Origin of the sequence: uncultured Demequina sp., from assembly GCF_913055775.1 — a bacterium.
Taxonomy (GTDB): domain Bacteria; phylum Actinomycetota; class Actinomycetes; order Actinomycetales; family Demequinaceae; genus Demequina.
Genome location: NZ_CAJXJX010000046.1, coordinates 1 through 18,460, shown reverse-complemented (window position 1 = coordinate 18,460; position 18,460 = coordinate 1). Strand labels below are relative to the sequence as shown.

Here is an 18,460-nt window from a genome sequence, read left to right as displayed (position 1 = left end):
TTTACCGCATACGCGCCGCCGGGGGAACCGGCGGCGCGCGCCCGTCAGATGACGACGGCGCCGATGCGCTGCCCGCCGCGGCCACCCTCCGCGCCCACGGTCCACTCGCCGACGTCATGAGCACCGCCGGCCTCAGCCCGGCCGAGGCGCTGGTAGCGCTCGCCGCCGTCGCGCCCGCGATCGATGAGCGCTACGACGCGCTCTACCGCCGACTCAGCGACCGGCAGGATGCGCCCGGACTCACGGGCGATGTCGCGCGCACGCTCGTGGCGCGCACGCTTGAGGCACGACTGGCCGCGACCGCGATGCTCTCACCCCGGGGACGGCTGCGCGCCATGGGGCTCCTCGACGTCGAGGCGCCGGGCACCATGGCCGCACGCCTCGCCCCGGATCCGGAGCTCGTGAGCTGGCTGCTCGGACTGCCCGAGGGCGTAGCCGCGCAGCGCGGCGAGTTCCCCGCCCGCGCGCTGTCGACCGTCCACTCGCTCGACGACGTGGTGCTGCCCGGCCCGGCGCGCGACCGGGTCGACGACCTCGTCGCGCGCATCGCCCACCGCGACCTCGTCGTGGGCGAGTGGGGCTTCGGCGCGCACCACGACAACACCGCCGGCCTGGTCGCGCTGTTCCACGGCCCCCCCGGCACGGGAAAGACGATGACCGCAGCCGCGATCGCGCGGTCCACGGGCCTGCCGGCACATCTCGTCGACCTGTCCTCCCTGATCTCCAAGTACATCGGCGAGACCGAGAAGCACCTCGCCGCGATCTTCGACCGTGCCGCCCGCGAGCGCTGCATCCTCGTGTTCGACGAGGCCGATGCGATCTTCGGCCGCCGCACCGAGGTCGCCGACGCGCACGATCGCTACGCCAATCAGGAGGTCTCCTACCTGCTGTCCCGGATCGAGCAGCACCCGGGCGTGGTGATCCTCACCACGAACCTGCTGGCCAACATCGACGACGCGTTCCAGCGCCGCATCCATGTCATGGTCGAGTTCCCCTCGCCCGGCGTCGCCGAACGCACCAGACTGTGGCGCACCGTGCTGCCGCCCGCGCTCCCGGTCGACGACGCCGTCGACCTGGACGACCTCGCGCACCGCTACCCGCTCACCGGCGCCCAGATCCGTGACGCAGGGCTCGACGCGGCGTACCTCGCGGCGTCGGCCGAGCACACCGTCACGCACGCCCACCTCGTCGACGGCGTGCGACGCCAGTTCGAGAAGGCGGGACGGACGGCGCCGCGGTGACCGCCGAGGCCGCCGCGCCGGAGGCCGACCGCGCGTCGGCCACCACGTCGGCGCAACCGCCCGAGCCGACGCGCACCGTTCGGCCGCTCGAGCGCGTCCCCCGCCCCGAGGGCGACGAGCGCGTCGTCGAGCTGTCCGGCGTGACCGTCGGCGGCCTGGAAGCGCGCGTCGCAGAGTGGGGCCCCGACGGCGGCACGCTGCTGCTGACGGGCCAGCGGCCGTTCATGGGCCTCACGGCGCGGGCGGGCTTCCGTTCAGACGGATCGCTCGACGGCACCGCGCAGGTGGAAGGCTCGGTGGCGCTGCTGGGACTCGATCTCGCGCACGCGCACTGGCAGGTGTCTGACTGGGACGCAGCGGCCCCCCTGCCCGCGCCCCACGCTGACCTGCGCGGTACGACCGTGGTAGTGGACCACTCGGCCCTGACAGGTGAGGTTGAGGTGGTGGCGGCCGAGGGGCGCGAGGCGCGCGAGCGGCCGGGCGCCCTGGAGGTGACGCTGCCGGGCGATGCGATTGGAGAGACCGAGCCGATCTCGCCGCGCATCGCGGAGATGTTCGCGTCGCTGCGGGGATGGGACGTCAACGGCTTCGACGTCCACCGGGACGCGCCGGTCGAGGAAGCCCCGGCGTTCGTCAGCAACGAGGACCTGTTCTTCGCGCCGGGTCGGTACGGCGTCGACAGCCCCGAGACCGCGGCCGTACTCGACGCGGCGATCCGGGCCGCGCTCGCGGGGCTGTTCGGGCCGGTGCAGCCCACGCCTCCCGCGCCAGAGCCGCAGCCCGGCGACGACGGCGTCAGTCAGCCCTCAGCATCAGCTGCGACGTCCCCCGAGGAGCCGACCGGCCAGGCTCCCGCCGAGGTTGGACCGACCGAGCCCGAGACAGCGACGGTGGGCGCGGGCAGCGGCGAGGCGGGAGCACCGGGAGACACGGGCGCCGGTGGTGCTGCAGCGGGCGAAGAGGCGGAGGGCACCGCGCCCGAGGAGCCGACCGGCGACAAGGACGGGCCGCTCGAGGTCGAGGTGCTCATGCCTGAGGCACCGACGGAGCCGACGCCAGCGGCGCAGGCGCGAACCGGGGGCGTCGCGGGGGCAGCTCGGGCATCCGGCGGGGCCGCGCGGGACATGCCGAGTGCCTCCGAAACGACCGACGCCGCGAGAGGCGAGGTCGAGGAGCCCGCTGCGGAGACGATCGCACGCGCCCAGGAGGCCGTGGCGGCCGAACTGGGCGAGCGGCCACCGCCGAGCCCGGAGATCGTCGAACTCGCGGACCGTATCCGCACGGCGATCCGCGAGAACCGTCCCGAGGACGAGGACGAGCTGCTGCGCACCGACCCCACCGACGAGGCGCGGGACGCTGGAGCGACCGTCACGGGCGCGGTCGAGGGTCAGACGGAGGAGGTCGGCGGCGCCTACGACGAGATGGGAGAGCCCGCCCAGGGCGAACCCTCGCTCACGCCCCAGCCCGCCCCGGAGCAGAGCGCCGCGGTGCCCGACATGGGCGCGGACGCGGCGGCGGCCGCCCCTGACCCGATCCCCGCCGAGGACCGCTCGCTCGACGCGGACGTGGCCGCCACCGACCAGCGCATCGACGACTCGGGCATCGACACTCGCGTGACGCAGGAGATCCCCGACGGGCCGTTCCAGGCGACCAGGGCCGCGCGCGGCGAGCTCGGCACCCTCGCCGAGCGCACGCCCGCCGAGATCGCCGCCGAGGAACAGGCGTCCATCGACGCCGCCCAAGCGGACATGGCGACGCTCCAGCTTGAGGCCATGGCGTCGATGCGCGCCGCTCGCGAGGGCGCCGTGGGGGACGTCGGCGAGGGCCAGGCCTCGATGACGGGTGACGAGGAGCTGACGCGCGACACCGTCGCGCAGCGCGCGCAGGCGATCTTCGACTCCGCGGAGCAGCGCGTCGAGACGATGCTCGACCCTCTCGGGAGGACCGCGCTGCAGCGGTGGGACACCGGCCTCGCCAGGCTGTCGCGCGAGTTCAACGACACCCTCGATCGCGTCCAGCGGTGGATCGACGAGCGGCACTCGGGCGCGATCGGCACGCTGGTCGCGATCGGCGACGCGATCGTGGGCCTGCCCGGCTGGGTCACGCGCGAGTACAACCGAGCCGAGCGCGAGTTCGGCGATGGCGTCGCGGACCTGCTGATCGACATCTCGCGCGACGTCAACACCGTGATCGTCGCCGCGCAGGCCGTGATCCAGACCGCGCGCGACGACATCGACGCGCTGTTCGATCAGATGGAGGCCGAGTTCCCCGAGTGGGCGGCGCAGGAGCGCGCCCGGTTCGCGGGGATGCTCGACGGGCTCGACAACCAGGTCGCCGATGCGCAGACCGGGTTCGTCCGCGACGTTCGCGAGCGCGCGATCACTGCAGTCAACGAGGCTCACGCCGCCGTCGAGGCCAAGCGCGAGGAGGCCGGGGGCCTGATCGGACAGGTCATCTCGGCGATCGAGGAGTTCATCGACGATCCCGCGCGCGCGATCATCAACGGGCTGCTGCGCCTGGTCGGAATCGCGCCGGGGGAATTCTGGGCGCTCATCGCCCAGATCGAGCAGGTCATCGACCAGATCGCCGCGGACCCTGAGAACTTCATCAACAACCTCGTCGAGGGCGTGAAGCTGGGTTTCCAGCAGTTCCTCGACAACTTCCCAACGCACCTGTTGACGGCGTTCTGGAACTGGCTGTTCTCGGGTCTTGAGACGCCGATCCCCATGCCGACCAGCTACGACCCGCTCTCACTGATGAAGTTCGCGCTCGAGCTGATGGGCATCACCTGGCCCAACATCCGCGAGATCCTCGTGCGCCACGTGGGACCGGAGGCCGTCGAACTCGCGGAGGCGGCGTGGGACCTCCTGTCCGTGCTGATCGAGCGCGGGCCCGAGGGCGTCGTGGAGATGGTCAAAGAGCAGCTCAGCCCCGAGAGCATCGTCGGGATGATCCTCGACGCGGCGATCGAGTACCTGGTCGAGACGCTCGTGGTGCAGGTCGCGCAGTATCTGTTCAGCCTGCTCAACCCCGTAGGTGCCGTCGCTCAGGCCGTGCGGCTGATCTACCAGGTGTGCGCGTGGATCTTCCGTAATGCGGCGCGCATCTTCTCGTTCGTCCAGGCTGTGGTGGGCGGGATCGCGGACGTCATCGCGGGCAACATCTCCGGCATGGCCGCGACCGTCGAACGAGCGCTCGTCATGATGATCGTGGTCGCGATCGACTTCCTGGCCGGCCTCCTGGGCCTCTCGGGCCTGCCCGACGAGGTGGCCGCCGTGATCGAGCGCCTGCGCGAGTACGTGCTATCGATCGTCGAGCGCATCGTCGTGTTCTTCGTCGAGCGCGGGCGCGCGCTGCTGGCGCGGATGGGCCTGGGCGGCGAGGAGGATCAGGAGGGCGACGCGGGCGCGGAGAACGACGATGACGAACTCGGCACCACGGTCCGCTTCTCCGCCGCAGGCGAAGCCCACCGGCTGTACTTCGCCGTCGCGGGCGACGACGCGACGCTGATGGTCGCCTCGGTGCCGACCGCGATCGAGGACAAGCTCGCCGAGTGGCGCGATCGCCTGGACCACGACGACCCGCCGGACGAGGCGCTCCGTGCGGAGGCCCGGACCACGCTCGGGAACCTGGAGACGGTGGCCGACGAGGCGAACGCTGACGGCGACCGCCTCGCGGCCCTCTTCCTCGCCGCCAACGCGAATCCCGAGGACGACGTCGAGCCACCCTCGGACGACGCGCTCGAGAGTCGCCAGCGCGCCATCGCGGGAATGCTCGATCGGCTCTTCACGATCTTCGAAGGCACCGACGCGACTGACCAATGGCTCGCCGACATGGCCGACTTCCTGCCCGGCGAGGGCGACACCGCGATGGACCAGCCGTACCGCGACTGGGCACTGAGGATTCCCACGTTCACCATCGGCAACGAACCCGGGGACGAGCGGCTGTGGCCCGTCGGAACCCTCGACGGGACGCGGTCTTCGGCGGAGACGTACATCGCCGAGGAGGCGACGCATCGGCTCCTTCTGCCGTACTTCCAGAGCGCCCCAGGCGAGCGGACCGTGAGCACAGGAGCGTTCTCGTCGTACGTCTTCGTGCAGGGCAACGCGCCGCACCCGGTGCGGCGCCAGTTCCGCAGCCACTACGGCGACGCGGCAGTGACACAACTGCAAGCGACGGCCCGCACCTCGCTGGCCGCGTCGAGCGCCGTCGATGACACATACAAGGAGAGGCTGCAGCAGCGCATCGATCGGATGGCCTTCCACTGGGACTCACCGGGCGGAGGTCGGATCGAGTTCCCCACCGAGCGCGTGCCCGACCACACTCGCTACCGACCTCTCAACGTCCAGACAGTCGAGGCCAACGGCGTCCGCACAGTCACGTATCACACAGTGACCGGCCAGACCTTCACATCGACCACCGACTCCACCAATGGACTGAGCATCTCCGTCACCGGACGCAACCTGCGCTTCATGTCCGGCCGCGGCGTCACCGAGGACTCGCCGGCCTTCCGCAGCAACAACGGCTTCGACCGCTCGCACATCATCGCCAACGAGTTCGGCGGCACCGGCTTCGCCGTCGGCGGCAACCTCGTGACCGCAAGCTCGCAGTACAACCAGGGCACCATGCGCGACGCTGAGCGCTCCGTAGGCGACGCCATCGGGGTCTTCGCCAGGACCAAGGGGCTTGACGCCACCACCGTGTCATTCGAGATGACCGTGACAGTGAGTTTCGGCGCGCTGCGCGACCCGGCGGCGCTTGCGCAGGTCAAGCAGCAGTCCTGGTTCCCCGCCGACCGCGCGGGCGCCGACCTCGACGCCGAGATCACGGCGATGATCAACGCGGGCGAGGTCCACCCCGACCTCATGCGCATCACCTCGGTGGTCTACACGTGGACCTTCACAGATCCGTCGGGTGGCGGCGGAACCGTATCGATTGGACCGGACCTATGGCTGCTGACGAACGGCTGAGCGAGGTGGAGGCGTTTGTGCGCCGCCACCTCGACGCGGAGGCGGCGCTCGCCGTCGCGGCACTCACCGAGCCCGACGACGACACCTACTTGGTGGTGGAACGCGAAGCGCGCGGCTTCTTCGCTTCCGGCACCGACTCTCCGCTGGACCCCCACGAGGGGCGCTGGGCAGTGCCGGGCGGCGTCACTGATACGGCGCGCGCGGAGCTCGCCGGCTCGATTGCCCCCGCTCCCCTGTACGGCCTAGGCGAGCTGGAAGGCGACCGGTGGCTCGCCTTCGTCGGTTCGAAGCGCGACGCGGGCGGGAGCACGATCAGCCACGCGCTGCTGGTCGAGCGCCGCGACGGCGACCTGGTAGTGGCGGGCCGCGCCGCCGTGAACCCGTTCGAACAGACGCTGACCTGGGAGGACAACGGGGGCGATCCCGTACCGCTCCTTGAGCCAATGCGAGTCTTCCAGATGCTGGCGATGCCCTCTGAGGGCGAGCACGCGACATTCCTACGGATCAAGGAGCTCCCATGACAGACCACGGACCAGGCATGACATGGCTCGCCGAGCATGCGGGCACCACACCGGAGAATCTGCTGCGCGACCGGGGCGCGCTGGTGCGCGCGCTCACCGAAGCAGGACGCGACGCTGCGGGCCTCGCAGCCGCGCTCGGCAGCGGTGACGCGCACGAGCGCGCACGGGCGGAGGTGAGGGCGCGCGCGGTGAGGGCGCGGTTGGCCGACGACGGCGGGTTCACCCCTGGCCAGCGGTTCGCATCACGGGTCGCCGCTGCGCTGCGTCAAGAGGCGCAGCGCCAACGCGAGGCTCAGGACCCCGGCGCTCAGCGGGAGCGCTGAGACCGTCAGCCGACGAGGCCGTCGACCGTCTCGCGCGCGAAGGTCAGCAGCGCGTCCCAGTCCATCCCGGGAGCGCGCACGTGAAGGCGGTCGCCTCCCTGCCAGCCCCAGGAATGCACGGCGCGGTGGGCGCCGATCGCATCGCCGAGCACCTCGGCGACGTCCGGCCCGAGCAGCGACGTCGCGCTCGGCGAGATCCACAGGACGTGGGTGAACGAGTCCCGCCGCGAGATGCCGCAGTCGAGCACCACGGCCTCGCCCGCACTCGCCGGCGTCGACGCCGCGTGAGACACCGAGGCAAGGCCTTCTCCCCGGCGGCGGCCCGGCAGGCCCGCGCCATGATTGGGCACCCCGGTCGAAGGCTGCTCGGGCGCGAAGGAACCGGCGCCGCGCTGCAGACCCTTCGCGAGGGTCGCGAGCACGCCGCCTTCGCGCCGGGCGTCGCCTGAGTGTGCCATCACTGTTCCTATCGGCAGGACTGTCCACCTCCATGACAACGCGAAACGCGCCACAACGGAACCGAACGTGACAAACCAGACACCCCGACACCTCGTGCCGCGACCGGGCATACTTGCGGTCATGACTGACGAGCGCGAAATCCTCACCTGGCAGGGCTACGGAGAGGCATCGCGTGAGATCGCGCAGATGGTGGTCGACTCCGGGTACGAGCCGGAGGTGGTCGTGGCGGTCGCGCGCGGCGGCCTTCCCGTAGGCGGTGCGCTCGCCTACGCGCTCGGCACCAAGGGAGTCGGCACCCTGAATGTCGAGTTCTATACCGGCATCGACGAGCGCCTTCCGGCGCCCGTGCTGCTCCCGCCGCTGCTCGACACCGACGCGATGGCCGGCCTACGAGTCCTCATCGCGGACGATGTCGCGGACACCGGCGAAACCCTCGCGCTCGTGAAGCAGCTGATGGAGCAGCACGCCGGGGAGGTCCGCACGGCGGTGCTGTACGCCAAGTCGCGCTCGGTGATCGACCCCGACTACGTGTGGAAGCGCACCGACCAGTGGATCACCTTCCCCTGGTCCGCGCTGCCGCCCGTGACACCCGGCGGCGCCCACCCCGAGACGGGCGCCGCATCCTAGTGACGGCTCACGCGTTCATCTGCGCGAGCTGAACGAGGTTGCCGCAGGAGTCATCGAGGACCGCGGTAGTGGCCGGGCCCATGACCGTGGGCGGCTGAACGAACGTGACACCGAGCGCAGTGAGTCGCGCGTGCTCGGCCTCGACGTCCTCGACCGCGAACGAGGTGGCCGGGATGCCATCGGCGACGAGTGCCTCTCGGAACGGCGCTACGGCAGGGTGGCCGGCGGGCTCGAGGAGCAGTTCGACTGCCGGAATGCCCGCATCGGACACCTGCCCCGGGTTGCCGACCGTGAGCCAGCGGCCGCCGGGGCCGAGGTCGAGGTCGTTGCGGAGCTCGAAGCCGAGCACGCGGGTGTAGAAGTCCTTGGCGCGCTCCTGGTCGGTGACGAAGACGGACGCGAGGTGGATGCTGATCATGACTGCTCCTGAGAGTCGGGAAGCCAGCGACGCGAGATGTCGCGCAGTGGCTCGGGGGTGAGGGTGTGCAGGACGTAGCGTCCTTGCCGCCGACGTTCGACAAGGCCCGCATCCTCGAGCACCTGAAGGTGCTGAGAAACGGCCTGGCGCGTGAGCGCCGTGGCGGGATCGCTGCTCAGGCGGTTGACGAGCTCAAACAGCGTCTGTTCTGCGCGCTCCGCGAGTGCGTCGAGGATCGCGCGCCGGGCCGGCGCTGCGAGGGCGTCGTAGATGTCGGGCACGCCACCAGCATAGGCAAGCAGTGGCTTGCATGCAAGTCAGGACTTGCCTCTTGAGGCGCCTGCACACCCCTCCCCTAAACTGAGCGGGCACCGCTGAACTCGCGCCCGCATCGGCCGCTACTCAAGGGACCCCACACATGACCAACTACGCCGGAGACATCACGCCCCAGGAGGCCTGGGACATCCTGACCTCGAACCCGGACGCGCGCCTCGTGGACGTGCGGACCGAGGCCGAGTGGCGGTTCGTGGGCGTTCCGGACACCTCGAGCACGGACAACGAGACCGTCTTCGTGGAGTGGGTCAGCTACCCCGACGGCGCTCGCAACTTCCAGTTCGTGCAGCAGCTCAAGGAAGCGGGCATCGAGGCCGACGTCGAGGCTCCCGTGATCTTCCTGTGCCGCTCGGGCCAGCGCTCGATCGGCGCGGCGGTGGCGGCGACCGATGCGGGCATCGGCCCGTCGTACAACGTCCTCGAGGGCTTCGAGGGCGCGACGAACAACGAGGGCCACCGCGGCTGGCAGGGCTGGCGAGCGGCCGGGCTTCCCTGGCGTCAGGGCTGACGCCCCCACAAAGATCACAAATAGGTAACGCGACTTGATTCGTTCGCGGTGACAACTTATCGTCGGGAATCACGGCGCTTCGAAGCGCTTCGAAACCTAGCAGCAATCGGGGCTGGGCCCCAGACGACGAGGTCGACGATGGCAACCATCGAGGATGTAGCCCGCGAGGCGGGCGTCAGCATCTCGACGGTCTCGTACGCCCTCAGCGGCAAGCGATCCATCAAGGAGACCACCCGGGACCGGGTGCTGGAGGCCGCCGCCAAGCTGGGCTACCTCCCCAACGCCAGTGCCCGCACCCTCGCGGCCAACCGCTCGCAGATCTTCGCCGTCACCGCTCCCCTGCACCCCGACACCGACCACAGCGCACACATGACGTTCGCGATGGAGGTCACCAAGGCCGCCCGCGACCTCGACTACGACACCTTGCTGCTGGTGCACAACGACGCCCTCGAGGGCATGAAGCGCTCCGCAGCCACCAGCCTCGCGGACGGCATCGTCGTCCTCGACGTCGACGCCCACGACCCGCGCGCGACACTCGCCCGCCAGCTCGCGTGCCCCGTGGTCTTCATCGGCATCCCCGACGACACCGCGGGCCTGGTGTGCGTGGACCTCGACTTCGAGGCAGCTGCCGCGATGGCGATCGACCGCCTCATGGCGGCCGGCCGCACGCGCATCGGTCTCATCTCGCACCCCGAGGAGACGCTCCAGCGCGAGTCCAACTTCCCTCTGCGCTTCCTCCACGGCTTCGAGCGCCGCGTCGCGGAGCTGGGTATCGAGCACGTCGAGATCACTCCTCCCACGCACCGTGGACTCGAGGCCGTCGAGCAGCTCCTTGAGACCATGCCGGATGTCGACGGGCTCGTCCTCAACACCAACATGGACGTCGCGTCCAGCGTGACCGCAGCGCTGGCGCTCCACGGGCGCTCGGTGCCCACGGACGTCTCGGTAATCGCCGCCGGCGTCACCTTCTCCACTCTTCGCTTCCCCGTGCCGCTCGACACCATCCCGCTCGACGCGCACGCCTCCTGCTCCGCCGCGGTCGAGATGCTCGCCCGCATGGTGGAGACGGGCGCCACCCTGCCCGAGACCACCCTGATCACCCCTGCCTACAACGACCACGGCTCGGTCGCACCTGCGTACGGCCACGCCACCATCCAGGCTCGGTAATCCTCATGACTGCCGAGTCGCATCCCGTCCATCGTCGAAGCGCTTCGAAGAATTTCGAAACCACCCCCGGCGAGGACACCCCCACCCCGGCCCGCGAGGCCGCTACAAGGAGGTAGAACCACCATGAAGAACCGCACTCGGATCATCGGCGCGGCCGCCACGGCCGGCGCCCTGACCTTGGGCCTGACCGCGTGCTCGTCGGACGGCGGCGACAGCGACTCCGGCGCGCCGGCAGACGGCGACTGGAGCGGCGAGACGCTCACGGTCCTCCACTACGAGGGCGAGGACTCCGCGATGGGTATCGCGTGGGACCGCGCCATCGAGATCTTCGAGGAGGAGACGGGCGCGGAGGTCGACCTGCAGATCACCGCATTCGAGGACCTCCGCACCTCGGCCGAGCAGCTCTTCGACTCGTCGGACGCCCCCGACGTGTCCGAGTACAACAAGGGCAACGCGACGGCCGGACAGCTGGCCGCGATCGGGGTCATCCAGAACCTGGACGACGCCTACGAGACCTACGGCTGGGGCGAGCTGCTTGCAGACTCGGTTGCGACCACGGCTCAGTACAACGAGGACGGCGTGATGGGCTCCGGCTCGTACTACGGCGTTCCCAACTACGGCGAGTTCGTGTTCCTCTACTACAACGCGGACATGTTCGCGGAGGCCGGCATCGAGGTGCCGCAGTCCATGGAGGACGTCGAGGCGGCTGCGGCCGCTTTCGCGGAGCAGGGCATCACCCCGTTCGCGGAGTCCGCTCAGGAGTACCCGCTGGGCCAGCTCTGGTACCAGCTCGCGCTGAGCCAGGCCGACCGCGACTGGGTCAACGCGTACCAGCTCTACACCGAGCCGGTGGACTGGACCGGACCCGAGGTCACCTTCGCCACCGAGACCATCGCTGAGTGGGTCGACAGCGGCTACATCGCGAGTGCCGTCACCGGCATGACGGCCGAGGACGCGGGCCTGCAGTTCATCAACGGCGAGACCCCCATGTTCTACTCGGGCTCGTGGTGGTACGGCCGCTTCCTGTCCGACATCTCCGGCTTCGAGCTGGGCGTGACGAACTGGCCCGGCACCGAGCTGACCCCCGGCTCCGGCGGCAACATGTGGGTCGTTCCCGTCGAGTCCAAGCAGCCCGAGCTCGCGGAGATCTTCATCGACATCACGATGCGTCCCGAGGTCCAGGCGCTCCTGGGCGAGTCCGGCGGTCTGCCCGTTGCGGCCAACACCGACGACATCGCCGACGAGGACGCCCAGGCGCTCATCGGCCTGTTCAACGAGGTCAACGACCGCGACGGCCTGTCGTTCTACCCCGACTGGCCCACGCCTGACTTCTACGGCGACCTCAACGCCGTGCTGCAGGGTCTCGTGAACGGCGACTACACGCCGGACGAGGCGAACGCTCAGCTCGAGGAGTACTACGAGAGCTACGTCGCGGACGTCCGCGGCTAGTCCACCCCGTTCACCGGGAGCCCGGGCCGTCAGGCCCGGGCTCCCCCGGACAAGGACGTCACATGTCTTCCACCAAGGTCCCTTGGGTGCGGTCGACCCGACCGGTTGAGCCCGCGCGCATCCCGCAGCGCGGCGCCGGCAAACTCGGCTACTGGCTCTACATCATCCCCGGCATCATCCTGGTCGGGATCATCATCTTCTACCCGATCGTCCGCAACTTCCGGCTCAGCTTCTTCCACTGGCGAGGCGGCCGCGCGGAGGAGCAGTGGGCCGGCCTCGAGAACTGGGCCGCACTGTTTCAGGACCAGGAGTACATCCAGTCCTTCCAGAACATCATCCTCGTCATCGTCGCGATGGTGATCGTGCCCACGCTGCTGGGCCTCGTCATCGCCGCGCTGCTCTTCGACGTCGTGGGGCGCCGCTTCGGCAACAGGCTGTCGAGCTTCCTCCGCGCCACGTACTACCTCCCGCAGATCCTCCCGATCGCGGTCGCCGGTGTCCTGTTCGGGTGGCTTCTCAAGCCCGACAGCTCCGGCGTGTTCAACCAGTTCCTCAGCACCATCACCGGCAACTCCGTCGAGATCAACTGGCTGGGCGGTAGCTACGGCACCGCCATGGCTTCGGTGATGATCCTCATGATCTGGATCCAGATCGGCTACCCCGTCGTGATCTTCATGGCCGCGCTCCAGCGCGTGGACCCGGAGCTGTATGAGGCCGCCGAGCTGGACAACGCCAACTGGTTCCAGCGCTTCCGCGCCATCACGCTGCCGATGATCCGTCCCGAGGTCTTCGTGGTCGCACTCACGACCACGATCGCTGCCCTCAAGGTGTTCGCGCCGGTCTTCATCCTCACCCAGGGCGGACCCAACAAGTCCACCTACGTGCCCTCGTTCTACGCGTACAACGAGTTCATCAACGGCACAGACAAGGGCTACGCCGCAGCGATCGCCTCCTCCATCACCATCGTCGTCTTCATCGTCGCGGTGATCTTCATCCGCGTGCAGACCCGCGCCGAGCGAAAGGACGCGTGACATGACCACCGTGCCCGCCGCCAAGGCGACACCCGAGACCGAGCCGGCCACCGCATCGGCCGGAAGCAAGCCGCCCCGCACCCCGGAGACGTCCCAGCGCAACAAGTCGCGACCGCGGACCCCGGCGGAGTGGATCCTCATGATCGTCGCCGTGCTCGGCGCCGTCGTGATCTTCTTCCCGATCATGCTGCTGCTGATCAACGCCTTCAAGTCGCCTGCGGACTACGCGACGTCGAGCCCGCTCGAGCTGCCCGAGGCGTTCGACTTCACCGGCATCCAGACCTTCTGGGAGGGCAGCAACTTCCCGCGCGCGCTGTGGAACTCGATCTTCATCTCCACCATGGTCGCGGTGCTCGCCGTGATCATCTCCGTGCTGAACTCGTTCGCGATCGGCATCGGCCGGGTGCGCGGGCGCACCTGGATCGTGCTCGTGTTCCTCATGGCGAACCTCATCCCGCAGGAGATGCTGTTCGATCCGCTGTTCCGGCTCTATGACAGCTGGGGCATCCTGTCGAACCCCTGGTCCGTGATTCTCACCTTCACGGTGATTCAGGCCGCGTTCGGCACGTACCTGCTGTCGAGCCTCCTGGGCACGTTCCCCAAGGAGATCCTCGAGGCCGCGGCCGTCGACGGCGCCACCCGCTGGCGCTCGCTGCGGTCCATCATCGTGCCGGTCATCCGGCCCACCCTGTCCGTCCTCATGGTCTTCTTCTTCATCTGGACCTGGAACGAGTTCCTGCTGCCGCTGGCATTCCTGAACTCGCCCGACTCCCTCACCGTGCCGCTCGTGCTCGAGCAGCTCAACGGCGAGCGTCAGACGGACACCACCACGCTGATCGCGGGAACGCTGATCAGCATCATCCCGACCATCATCTTCTTCCTCATCTTCCAGCGCACGCTGACCCGAGGCATCACGGCAGGAGCAGTGAAGTGAAGTTCACCGACGGATTCTGGCAGCGGCGCCCCGGCGTCGACGCCCTCTACGCCCGCGAGGCCTACCGGCTGACCGAGCGCGACGGCACGCTGGAGGTCACCGCACCCACCCGCGAGATCCGCGAGCGCGGCAACGTCCTCAACCTGCCGGTGCTGACGGTGACCGTCGCGCCGGTCGCCGAGGGCGTGATCCGCGTCCGCATCGACAACCACACCGGCACCCGGCGCTCGCCGGGCTTCGAGTGGAGCGCCGATGCGGGCTCGGGTTCCGTAGCGATCTCGCCCGAGGAGGGGGTCGTCACGGCCGGTCGCCTGCGCGCGGTCGTGCGGCAGGGAGCGCCCTGGGACCTCGCGTTCTACGACGGCGACACGCGCCTCACCGGCTCGGGCGACAAGGGGCCGGCGCGCATCTCGCTCGCCCCCGGCGCTGCGGTCGCAGCGGAGCCCACCGGCTCCGCGGGCGTCACCTCCGATGCCCTAGCTCCTGCCTCGACCTACATCCACGAGCAGCTGGACCTGGGCGTGGGAGAGCTGGTCTACGGCCTGGGCGAGCGGTTCGGACCGCTGGTCAAGAACGGCCAGACGGTCGACATCTGGAACGCGGACGGCGGCACCAGCTCCGAGCAGTCGTACAAGAACATCCCGTTCTACCTGACCAATCGCGGTTACGGCGTGCTGGTCAACCACCCGGAGCACGTGAGCTTCGAAGTCGGTTCCGAGTCCGTCGAGCGCGTGCAGTTCTCGGTGCCCGGGCAGTCGCTCGAGTACCTGGTGTTCGCGGGCCCCACGCCCAAGGACGTGATCGACCGCTACACGAAGCTGACGGGCCGCCCGGCCTCGGTGCCGGCGTGGTCGTACGGCCTGTGGCTGTCGACGTCCTTCACCACGGACTACGACGAGGCCACCGTCAACCAGTTCGTCGACGGCATGCGCGAGCGGGACATCCCGCTGAGCGTCTTCCACTTCGACTGCTTCTGGATGCCGGAGTTCGAGTGGACGTCACTGGCCTGGGACGAGCGCACGTTCCCCGACCCCGAGGGCATGCTGCGCCGCCTTCACGAGGACAAGGACCTCAAGGTCTGCGCGTGGATCAACCCCTACATCGCGCAGCGGTCCCCGCTGTTCGCCGAGGGGCTTGAGCACGGCTACTTCGTCAAGCGGGCCGACGGCTCGGTGTGGCAGTGGGACCTGTGGGTCGCGGGCATGGCGCTGGTGGACTTCACCAACCCCGAGGCCACTGCCTGGTTCCAGGGGCACCTGCGCACGCTGCTGCGCCAGGGCGTGGATGCGCTCAAGACCGACTTCGGCGAGCGCATCCCCACGGACGTAGTGTGGCACGACGGGGAGGACCCCGGCGTGATGCACAACCTCTACACGCAGCTGTACAACGCAGCGGTGTTCGACGTCCTGAAGGAGGAGCGCGGCGAGGGGGAGGCGGTGCTGTTCGCCCGCTCCGCGACCGCTGGCGGCCAGCAGTTCCCGGTGCACTGGGGCGGCGACAACACCTCGACCTACCCGTCGATGGCGGAGACGCTGCGCGGCGGGCTGTCGCTCGCGGCCTCGGGATTCGGGTACTGGAGCCACGACATCGGCGGCTTCGAGGGCACTCCCGATCCTGCGGTGTTCAAGCGCTGGCTCGCGTTCGGCCTGCTGTCCTCCCACTCCCGCCTGCACGGTTCGGAGAGCTACCGGGTGCCGTGGGCCTTCGACGACGAGGCGGTGGCGATCACGCAGCAGTTCGCGGAGCTCAAGAACACGCTGATGCCGTACCTGTACACGGCGGGCGCCGATGCGGCGGCCACCGGGGTCTCGATCGCGCGGCCGATGCTGTTCGAGTTCCCGGACGACCCGGCGGTCGCATACCTCGAGCGCCAGTACATGCTGGGCTCGGACATCCTGGTCGCCCCGGTGATGTCCGCGGACGGCACCGTCGACTTCTACCTGCCTGCCGGCACGTGGACCTCGCTGCTCACCGGCGACACCGTGGAGGGCGGCCGCTGGGTGCGTGAGACCCACGCCTTCGACTCGCTGCCGGTGTACGTGCGGCCCGGCGCGGTGATCCCGCGCGGCGCACGCTCCGACCGCCCAGACTACGACTGGATGGACGGCCTGACCCTCGAGGTCTACGGCGCGGGCGACACCGTTGACTCTGCCGTCCATGTGGTGGCCCCTGACGGCACCCGTGTCGAGTTCACGGTGACAGGGTCTCGCGAGGCGGCCACCGCGTCGGCTGCCGACGGCACGACCGCCGAGGTCCGCACGCGCTGACCTCGACACCACAGGCGCGCGTCCGTGACGCGCAGGGCGAGCGAAACGCCATCGACGCTCACCCGACGCGGCCCCGTGAGCTCAGCTCCGGGGTCGCGTCCTGTGCGGCGGCGGGCGACGCCGCAGCAACGAAACCCACGACCGCCGAAGGTTAAGTTTGGGTGAACAACCCCTCTGGGCTTGACTTGCTCTTGACGTTCGCCCAGGTAGTGAGGCCGCCCGCGGTGCGACGCGGCGCACCCTTCGCGCACGCCGGTTTCGACAGGCAGGCATTGTTGGCAATTCCGTAGACGAAACGTTGCGACATTGCGCCATTTCACGCCATTTCCTGAAGTCCGTCACCACCACAGCTTCGTGCGCGAGACGTCGTCCCCGCCCACGGCCCCGGCCCAGGTGCAGGTGAAGCCGAGCGGCTCCCAGGTCCACGCGTAGGACACAGTCTCGGGAACGCCGCCCTCGGGCACCGCGGCCTCCGTCGAGCAGGTCTGATCCATGCGGTACCACCCCGCAGCGAGATAGCTGAGCCCGAGCGAGATGGGCACCACCAGGGCGACAACGAGAACGAGCAGGCGCACGGACCAGACGGCCCGGCGCTCGTGACGATCGTCGGCACGCATGTGCGCCATCGTGCCCAAGTTCCCCGCGCGGCGCCACCGTGCCTCGTAACGCGCCTACGCAGCACAAACTGCGCATCGGCTCCTCATCCGGGCGCCTCCGTCCGCCGGTACGCTGGCTGCATGAACGAGGAACTCCCCCGCGACCTGCGCCCCGACACTCTCGCGGTGCACACTGGCATCCATCGCTCGGAGGCGAATGAGATGTCCGAGGGGATGTTCCTCACCCAGGGCTACGCGTACGACAGTGCGGAGCAGGCCCGCGACGCGTTCGCAGGCGAGATCGACATCTACATGTACTCCCGATACGCGAACCCCACGGTCACCGCGTTCGAGGAGCGGCTCGCGGCGATCGAGGGTGCCGAGAGCTGCTTCGCCACGTCCACGGGCATGGCGGCGGTGTTCGTGTCGCTCGCGTCGATCCTGGGTCAGGGCGACCGGCTGGTGGCCTCGAAGTCGCTCTTCGGCTCGACGCTCCAGACCTTCGCGAACTTCTTCGACAAGTGGGGCATCGAGATCGACTACGTCGACGCGACGGACCCCGCAGCGTGGGAGAGCGCACTCGCGACGCCCGCCAAGGCCGTGTTCATCGAATCGCCCACTAACCCCATGCAGGACGTGCTCGACATCCCGCGCATCGCGGATCTCTCGCACGCCGCCGGGGCGCTGCTGATCGTGGACAACGTCTTCGCGACGGCGATCGGTCAGAAGCCGGCGCAGCTGGGAGCGGACGCCGTCGTGTACTCCGCGACCAAGCACATCGACGGGCAGGGCCGGGTGCTCGGCGGAGCCATCGTCGGGTCCTCCGAGTACGTGGACGGCCCGGTGAAGCTGATGATCCGCAACATGGGCGCGACCATCTCGCCGTTCAACGCGTGGGTGCTGCTCAAGGGGCTCGAGACGCTGTCGGTGCGCGTGCGCCACCAGGCGGCGAGCGCGCTGAGTCTTGCGCAGTGGCTCGAGGCTCACCCCAAGGTGTCGGTCGCGCGCTACCCGCTGCTGCCGTCGCATCCCCAGCACGAGCTCGCGGCCGCGCAGATGACGCTCGGCGGCACGCTCGTCACGCTGGACCTGGCGGTGGGCGACGGCGTCGACGTGGCTGGGCCCGAGGCGCAGGCCGCCGCGTTCCGCTTCATGAACGCGCTGCGCCTGTTCACGTGCTCGAACAACCTGGGCGACGCCAAGTCGATCTCGACGCACCCGGCGACCACGACGCACAACAAGATGAGCCCCGAGGGTCGCGCCGAGGTGGGCATCTCCGAGACGACAGTGCGCCTGTCGATCGGGCTCGAGGATGTCGAGGACCTGCGCGCCGACCTGGATCAGGCGCTCGCGCTGGTGTGATGCCGTCGGAAGGTGACGCGGGCGCGCCGGGCGAGCGCGCATCGGCGCAACCGGACCGTACCGAGGAGATCCAGCTGCCCACGTCGGGCACCCTGCGCGTGGCGCCCCGGCTGCCCCTGTCCGTGCGCCTGATCGGCCGCAGCTCGCTGCCGGGTGCCGGAATCGTGCTTGGCCTGGCGCTGCTGCTCGTCGTCGGCGTGCCGTGGCTCGTGGATCGCACCGCTGACGCGGAGGTGTCGGAGGGCGACTCGCTG

Annotated in this window: 17 protein-coding genes; 13 read left to right on the top strand and 4 right to left on the bottom strand. The window is 69.6% G+C overall.

Going from position 1 to position 18,460, the window contains the following annotated elements:
* The 4 genes from QZ483_RS06400 to QZ483_RS06385 all read left to right on the top strand — a co-directional run.
* Positions 1–1,241 (top strand): ATP-binding protein (locus tag QZ483_RS06400; protein WP_297082163.1); only part of this gene is annotated, 1,241 nt, incomplete at its 5' end.
* On the top strand, positions 1,238–6,211 hold the full coding sequence (locus QZ483_RS06395; RefSeq protein WP_297082162.1) for a hypothetical protein: 4,974 nt from the start codon (positions 1,238–1,240) through the stop codon (positions 6,209–6,211). The genes QZ483_RS06400 and QZ483_RS06395, both read left to right, overlap by 4 nt.
* On the top strand, positions 6,190–6,732 hold the full coding sequence (locus tag QZ483_RS06390) for a hypothetical protein (RefSeq protein WP_297082161.1): 543 nt from the start codon (positions 6,190–6,192) through the stop codon (positions 6,730–6,732). The genes QZ483_RS06395 and QZ483_RS06390 overlap by 22 nt, the downstream gene beginning before the upstream one ends.
* Entirely contained in the window at positions 6,729–7,055 is a 327-nt protein-coding gene (locus QZ483_RS06385) for a hypothetical protein (RefSeq protein WP_297082160.1), read from the top strand. The genes QZ483_RS06390 and QZ483_RS06385 overlap by 4 nt, the downstream gene beginning before the upstream one ends.
* A 5-nt stretch (positions 7,056–7,060) precedes the next feature.
* Here QZ483_RS06385 and QZ483_RS06380 read toward each other — a convergent pair whose 3' ends face one another.
* The gene (locus QZ483_RS06380; protein ID WP_297082159.1) at positions 7,061–7,513 is read right to left on the bottom strand and encodes a hypothetical protein; all 453 of its coding nucleotides are present in this window, start codon (positions 7,511–7,513) and stop codon (positions 7,061–7,063) included.
* Positions 7,514–7,634: 121 nt separating this feature from the next.
* Here QZ483_RS06380 and QZ483_RS06375 point away from each other — a divergent pair, with 121 nt between their 5' ends.
* Positions 7,635–8,141 carry a phosphoribosyltransferase gene (locus tag QZ483_RS06375; protein WP_297082158.1) on the top strand — a complete coding sequence of 169 codons (507 nt, stop codon included), beginning with the start codon at positions 7,635–7,637 and terminating at the stop codon, positions 8,139–8,141.
* 7 nt (positions 8,142–8,148) lie between these two features.
* Here QZ483_RS06375 and QZ483_RS06370 read toward each other — a convergent pair whose 3' ends face one another.
* A complete protein-coding gene (locus QZ483_RS06370) occupies positions 8,149–8,559 on the bottom strand; it encodes a VOC family protein (protein WP_297082157.1) in 411 nt (136 codons plus the stop codon).
* A complete protein-coding gene (locus tag QZ483_RS06365) occupies positions 8,556–8,840 on the bottom strand; it encodes a helix-turn-helix transcriptional regulator (protein WP_297082156.1) in 285 nt (94 codons plus the stop codon). Before QZ483_RS06365 ends, QZ483_RS06370 begins: the two co-directional genes overlap by 4 nt.
* Before the next feature lie 137 nt (positions 8,841–8,977).
* On the opposite strand from QZ483_RS06365, the gene QZ483_RS06360 reads away from it, so the two are divergent.
* The 6 genes from QZ483_RS06360 to yicI all read left to right on the top strand — a co-directional run bounded on the left by QZ483_RS06360 (position 8,978) and on the right by yicI (position 16,248).
* Positions 8,978–9,400 carry a rhodanese-like domain-containing protein gene (locus QZ483_RS06360; protein WP_297082155.1) on the top strand — a complete coding sequence of 141 codons (423 nt, stop codon included), beginning with the start codon at positions 8,978–8,980 and terminating at the stop codon, positions 9,398–9,400.
* 138 nt (positions 9,401–9,538) lie between these two features.
* Positions 9,539–10,567: a LacI family DNA-binding transcriptional regulator gene (locus QZ483_RS06355; protein WP_297082154.1), complete on the top strand. Its 1,029-nt coding sequence runs from the start codon at positions 9,539–9,541 to the stop codon at positions 10,565–10,567.
* Between the two features lie 123 nt (positions 10,568–10,690).
* Positions 10,691–12,016: an ABC transporter substrate-binding protein gene (locus QZ483_RS06350; RefSeq protein ID WP_297082153.1), complete on the top strand. Its 1,326-nt coding sequence runs from the start codon at positions 10,691–10,693 to the stop codon at positions 12,014–12,016.
* Positions 12,017–12,078: 62 nt separating this feature from the next.
* Positions 12,079–13,047 (top strand): carbohydrate ABC transporter permease, encoded by a 969-nt coding sequence (locus QZ483_RS06345; protein ID WP_297082152.1) that lies wholly within the window; start codon positions 12,079–12,081, stop codon positions 13,045–13,047.
* Position 13,048: 1 nt separating this feature from the next.
* The gene (locus QZ483_RS06340; RefSeq protein ID WP_297082151.1) at positions 13,049–13,981 is read left to right on the top strand and encodes a carbohydrate ABC transporter permease; all 933 of its coding nucleotides are present in this window, start codon (positions 13,049–13,051) and stop codon (positions 13,979–13,981) included.
* Positions 13,978–16,248, top strand: coding sequence for an alpha-xylosidase (gene yicI, locus QZ483_RS06335; protein WP_297082150.1), 2,271 nt, complete (start codon positions 13,978–13,980; stop codon positions 16,246–16,248). The genes QZ483_RS06340 and yicI overlap by 4 nt, the downstream gene beginning before the upstream one ends.
* Before the next feature lie 338 nt (positions 16,249–16,586).
* On the opposite strand, the gene QZ483_RS06330 is transcribed toward yicI, so the two are convergent.
* Complete coding sequence (locus QZ483_RS06330; protein ID WP_297082149.1) at positions 16,587–16,865, bottom strand: hypothetical protein; 279 nt, start codon at positions 16,863–16,865, stop codon at positions 16,587–16,589.
* A 120-nt stretch (positions 16,866–16,985) separates the two neighbouring features.
* Between QZ483_RS06330 and metZ the strand changes: the two genes are divergently transcribed.
* Positions 16,986–18,206, top strand: coding sequence for an O-succinylhomoserine sulfhydrylase (gene metZ, locus QZ483_RS06325; RefSeq protein WP_297082148.1), 1,221 nt, complete (start codon positions 16,986–16,988; stop codon positions 18,204–18,206).
* Positions 18,206–18,460: hypothetical protein (locus QZ483_RS06320; RefSeq protein WP_297082147.1), on the top strand; the 255-nt coding region annotated here is incomplete at its 3' end. The genes metZ and QZ483_RS06320, both read left to right, overlap by 1 nt.

Excerpts from the sequence above, each read along its gene's own strand:
- QZ483_RS06390 (WP_297082161.1), top strand. The coding sequence starts at position 6,190 with ATGGCTGCTGACGAACGGCTGAGCGAGGTGGAGGCGTTTGTGCGCCGC.
- QZ483_RS06385 (WP_297082160.1), top strand. The coding sequence starts at position 6,729 with ATGACAGACCACGGACCAGGCATGACATGGCTCGCCGAGCATGCGGGC.
- QZ483_RS06380 (WP_297082159.1), bottom strand. The coding sequence starts at position 7,513 with ATGGCACACTCAGGCGACGCCCGGCGCGAAGGCGGCGTGCTCGCGACC.
- QZ483_RS06375 (WP_297082158.1), top strand. The coding sequence starts at position 7,635 with ATGACTGACGAGCGCGAAATCCTCACCTGGCAGGGCTACGGAGAGGCA.
- QZ483_RS06370 (WP_297082157.1), bottom strand. The coding sequence starts at position 8,559 with ATGATCAGCATCCACCTCGCGTCCGTCTTCGTCACCGACCAGGAGCGC.
- QZ483_RS06360 (WP_297082155.1), top strand. The coding sequence starts at position 8,978 with ATGACCAACTACGCCGGAGACATCACGCCCCAGGAGGCCTGGGACATC.
- QZ483_RS06355 (WP_297082154.1), top strand. The coding sequence starts at position 9,539 with ATGGCAACCATCGAGGATGTAGCCCGCGAGGCGGGCGTCAGCATCTCG.
- QZ483_RS06350 (WP_297082153.1), top strand. The coding sequence starts at position 10,691 with ATGAAGAACCGCACTCGGATCATCGGCGCGGCCGCCACGGCCGGCGCC.
- QZ483_RS06345 (WP_297082152.1), top strand. The coding sequence starts at position 12,079 with ATGTCTTCCACCAAGGTCCCTTGGGTGCGGTCGACCCGACCGGTTGAG.
- QZ483_RS06340 (WP_297082151.1), top strand. The coding sequence starts at position 13,049 with ATGACCACCGTGCCCGCCGCCAAGGCGACACCCGAGACCGAGCCGGCC.
- QZ483_RS06330 (WP_297082149.1), bottom strand. The coding sequence starts at position 16,865 with ATGCGTGCCGACGATCGTCACGAGCGCCGGGCCGTCTGGTCCGTGCGC.
- metZ (WP_297082148.1), top strand. The coding sequence starts at position 16,986 with ATGAACGAGGAACTCCCCCGCGACCTGCGCCCCGACACTCTCGCGGTG.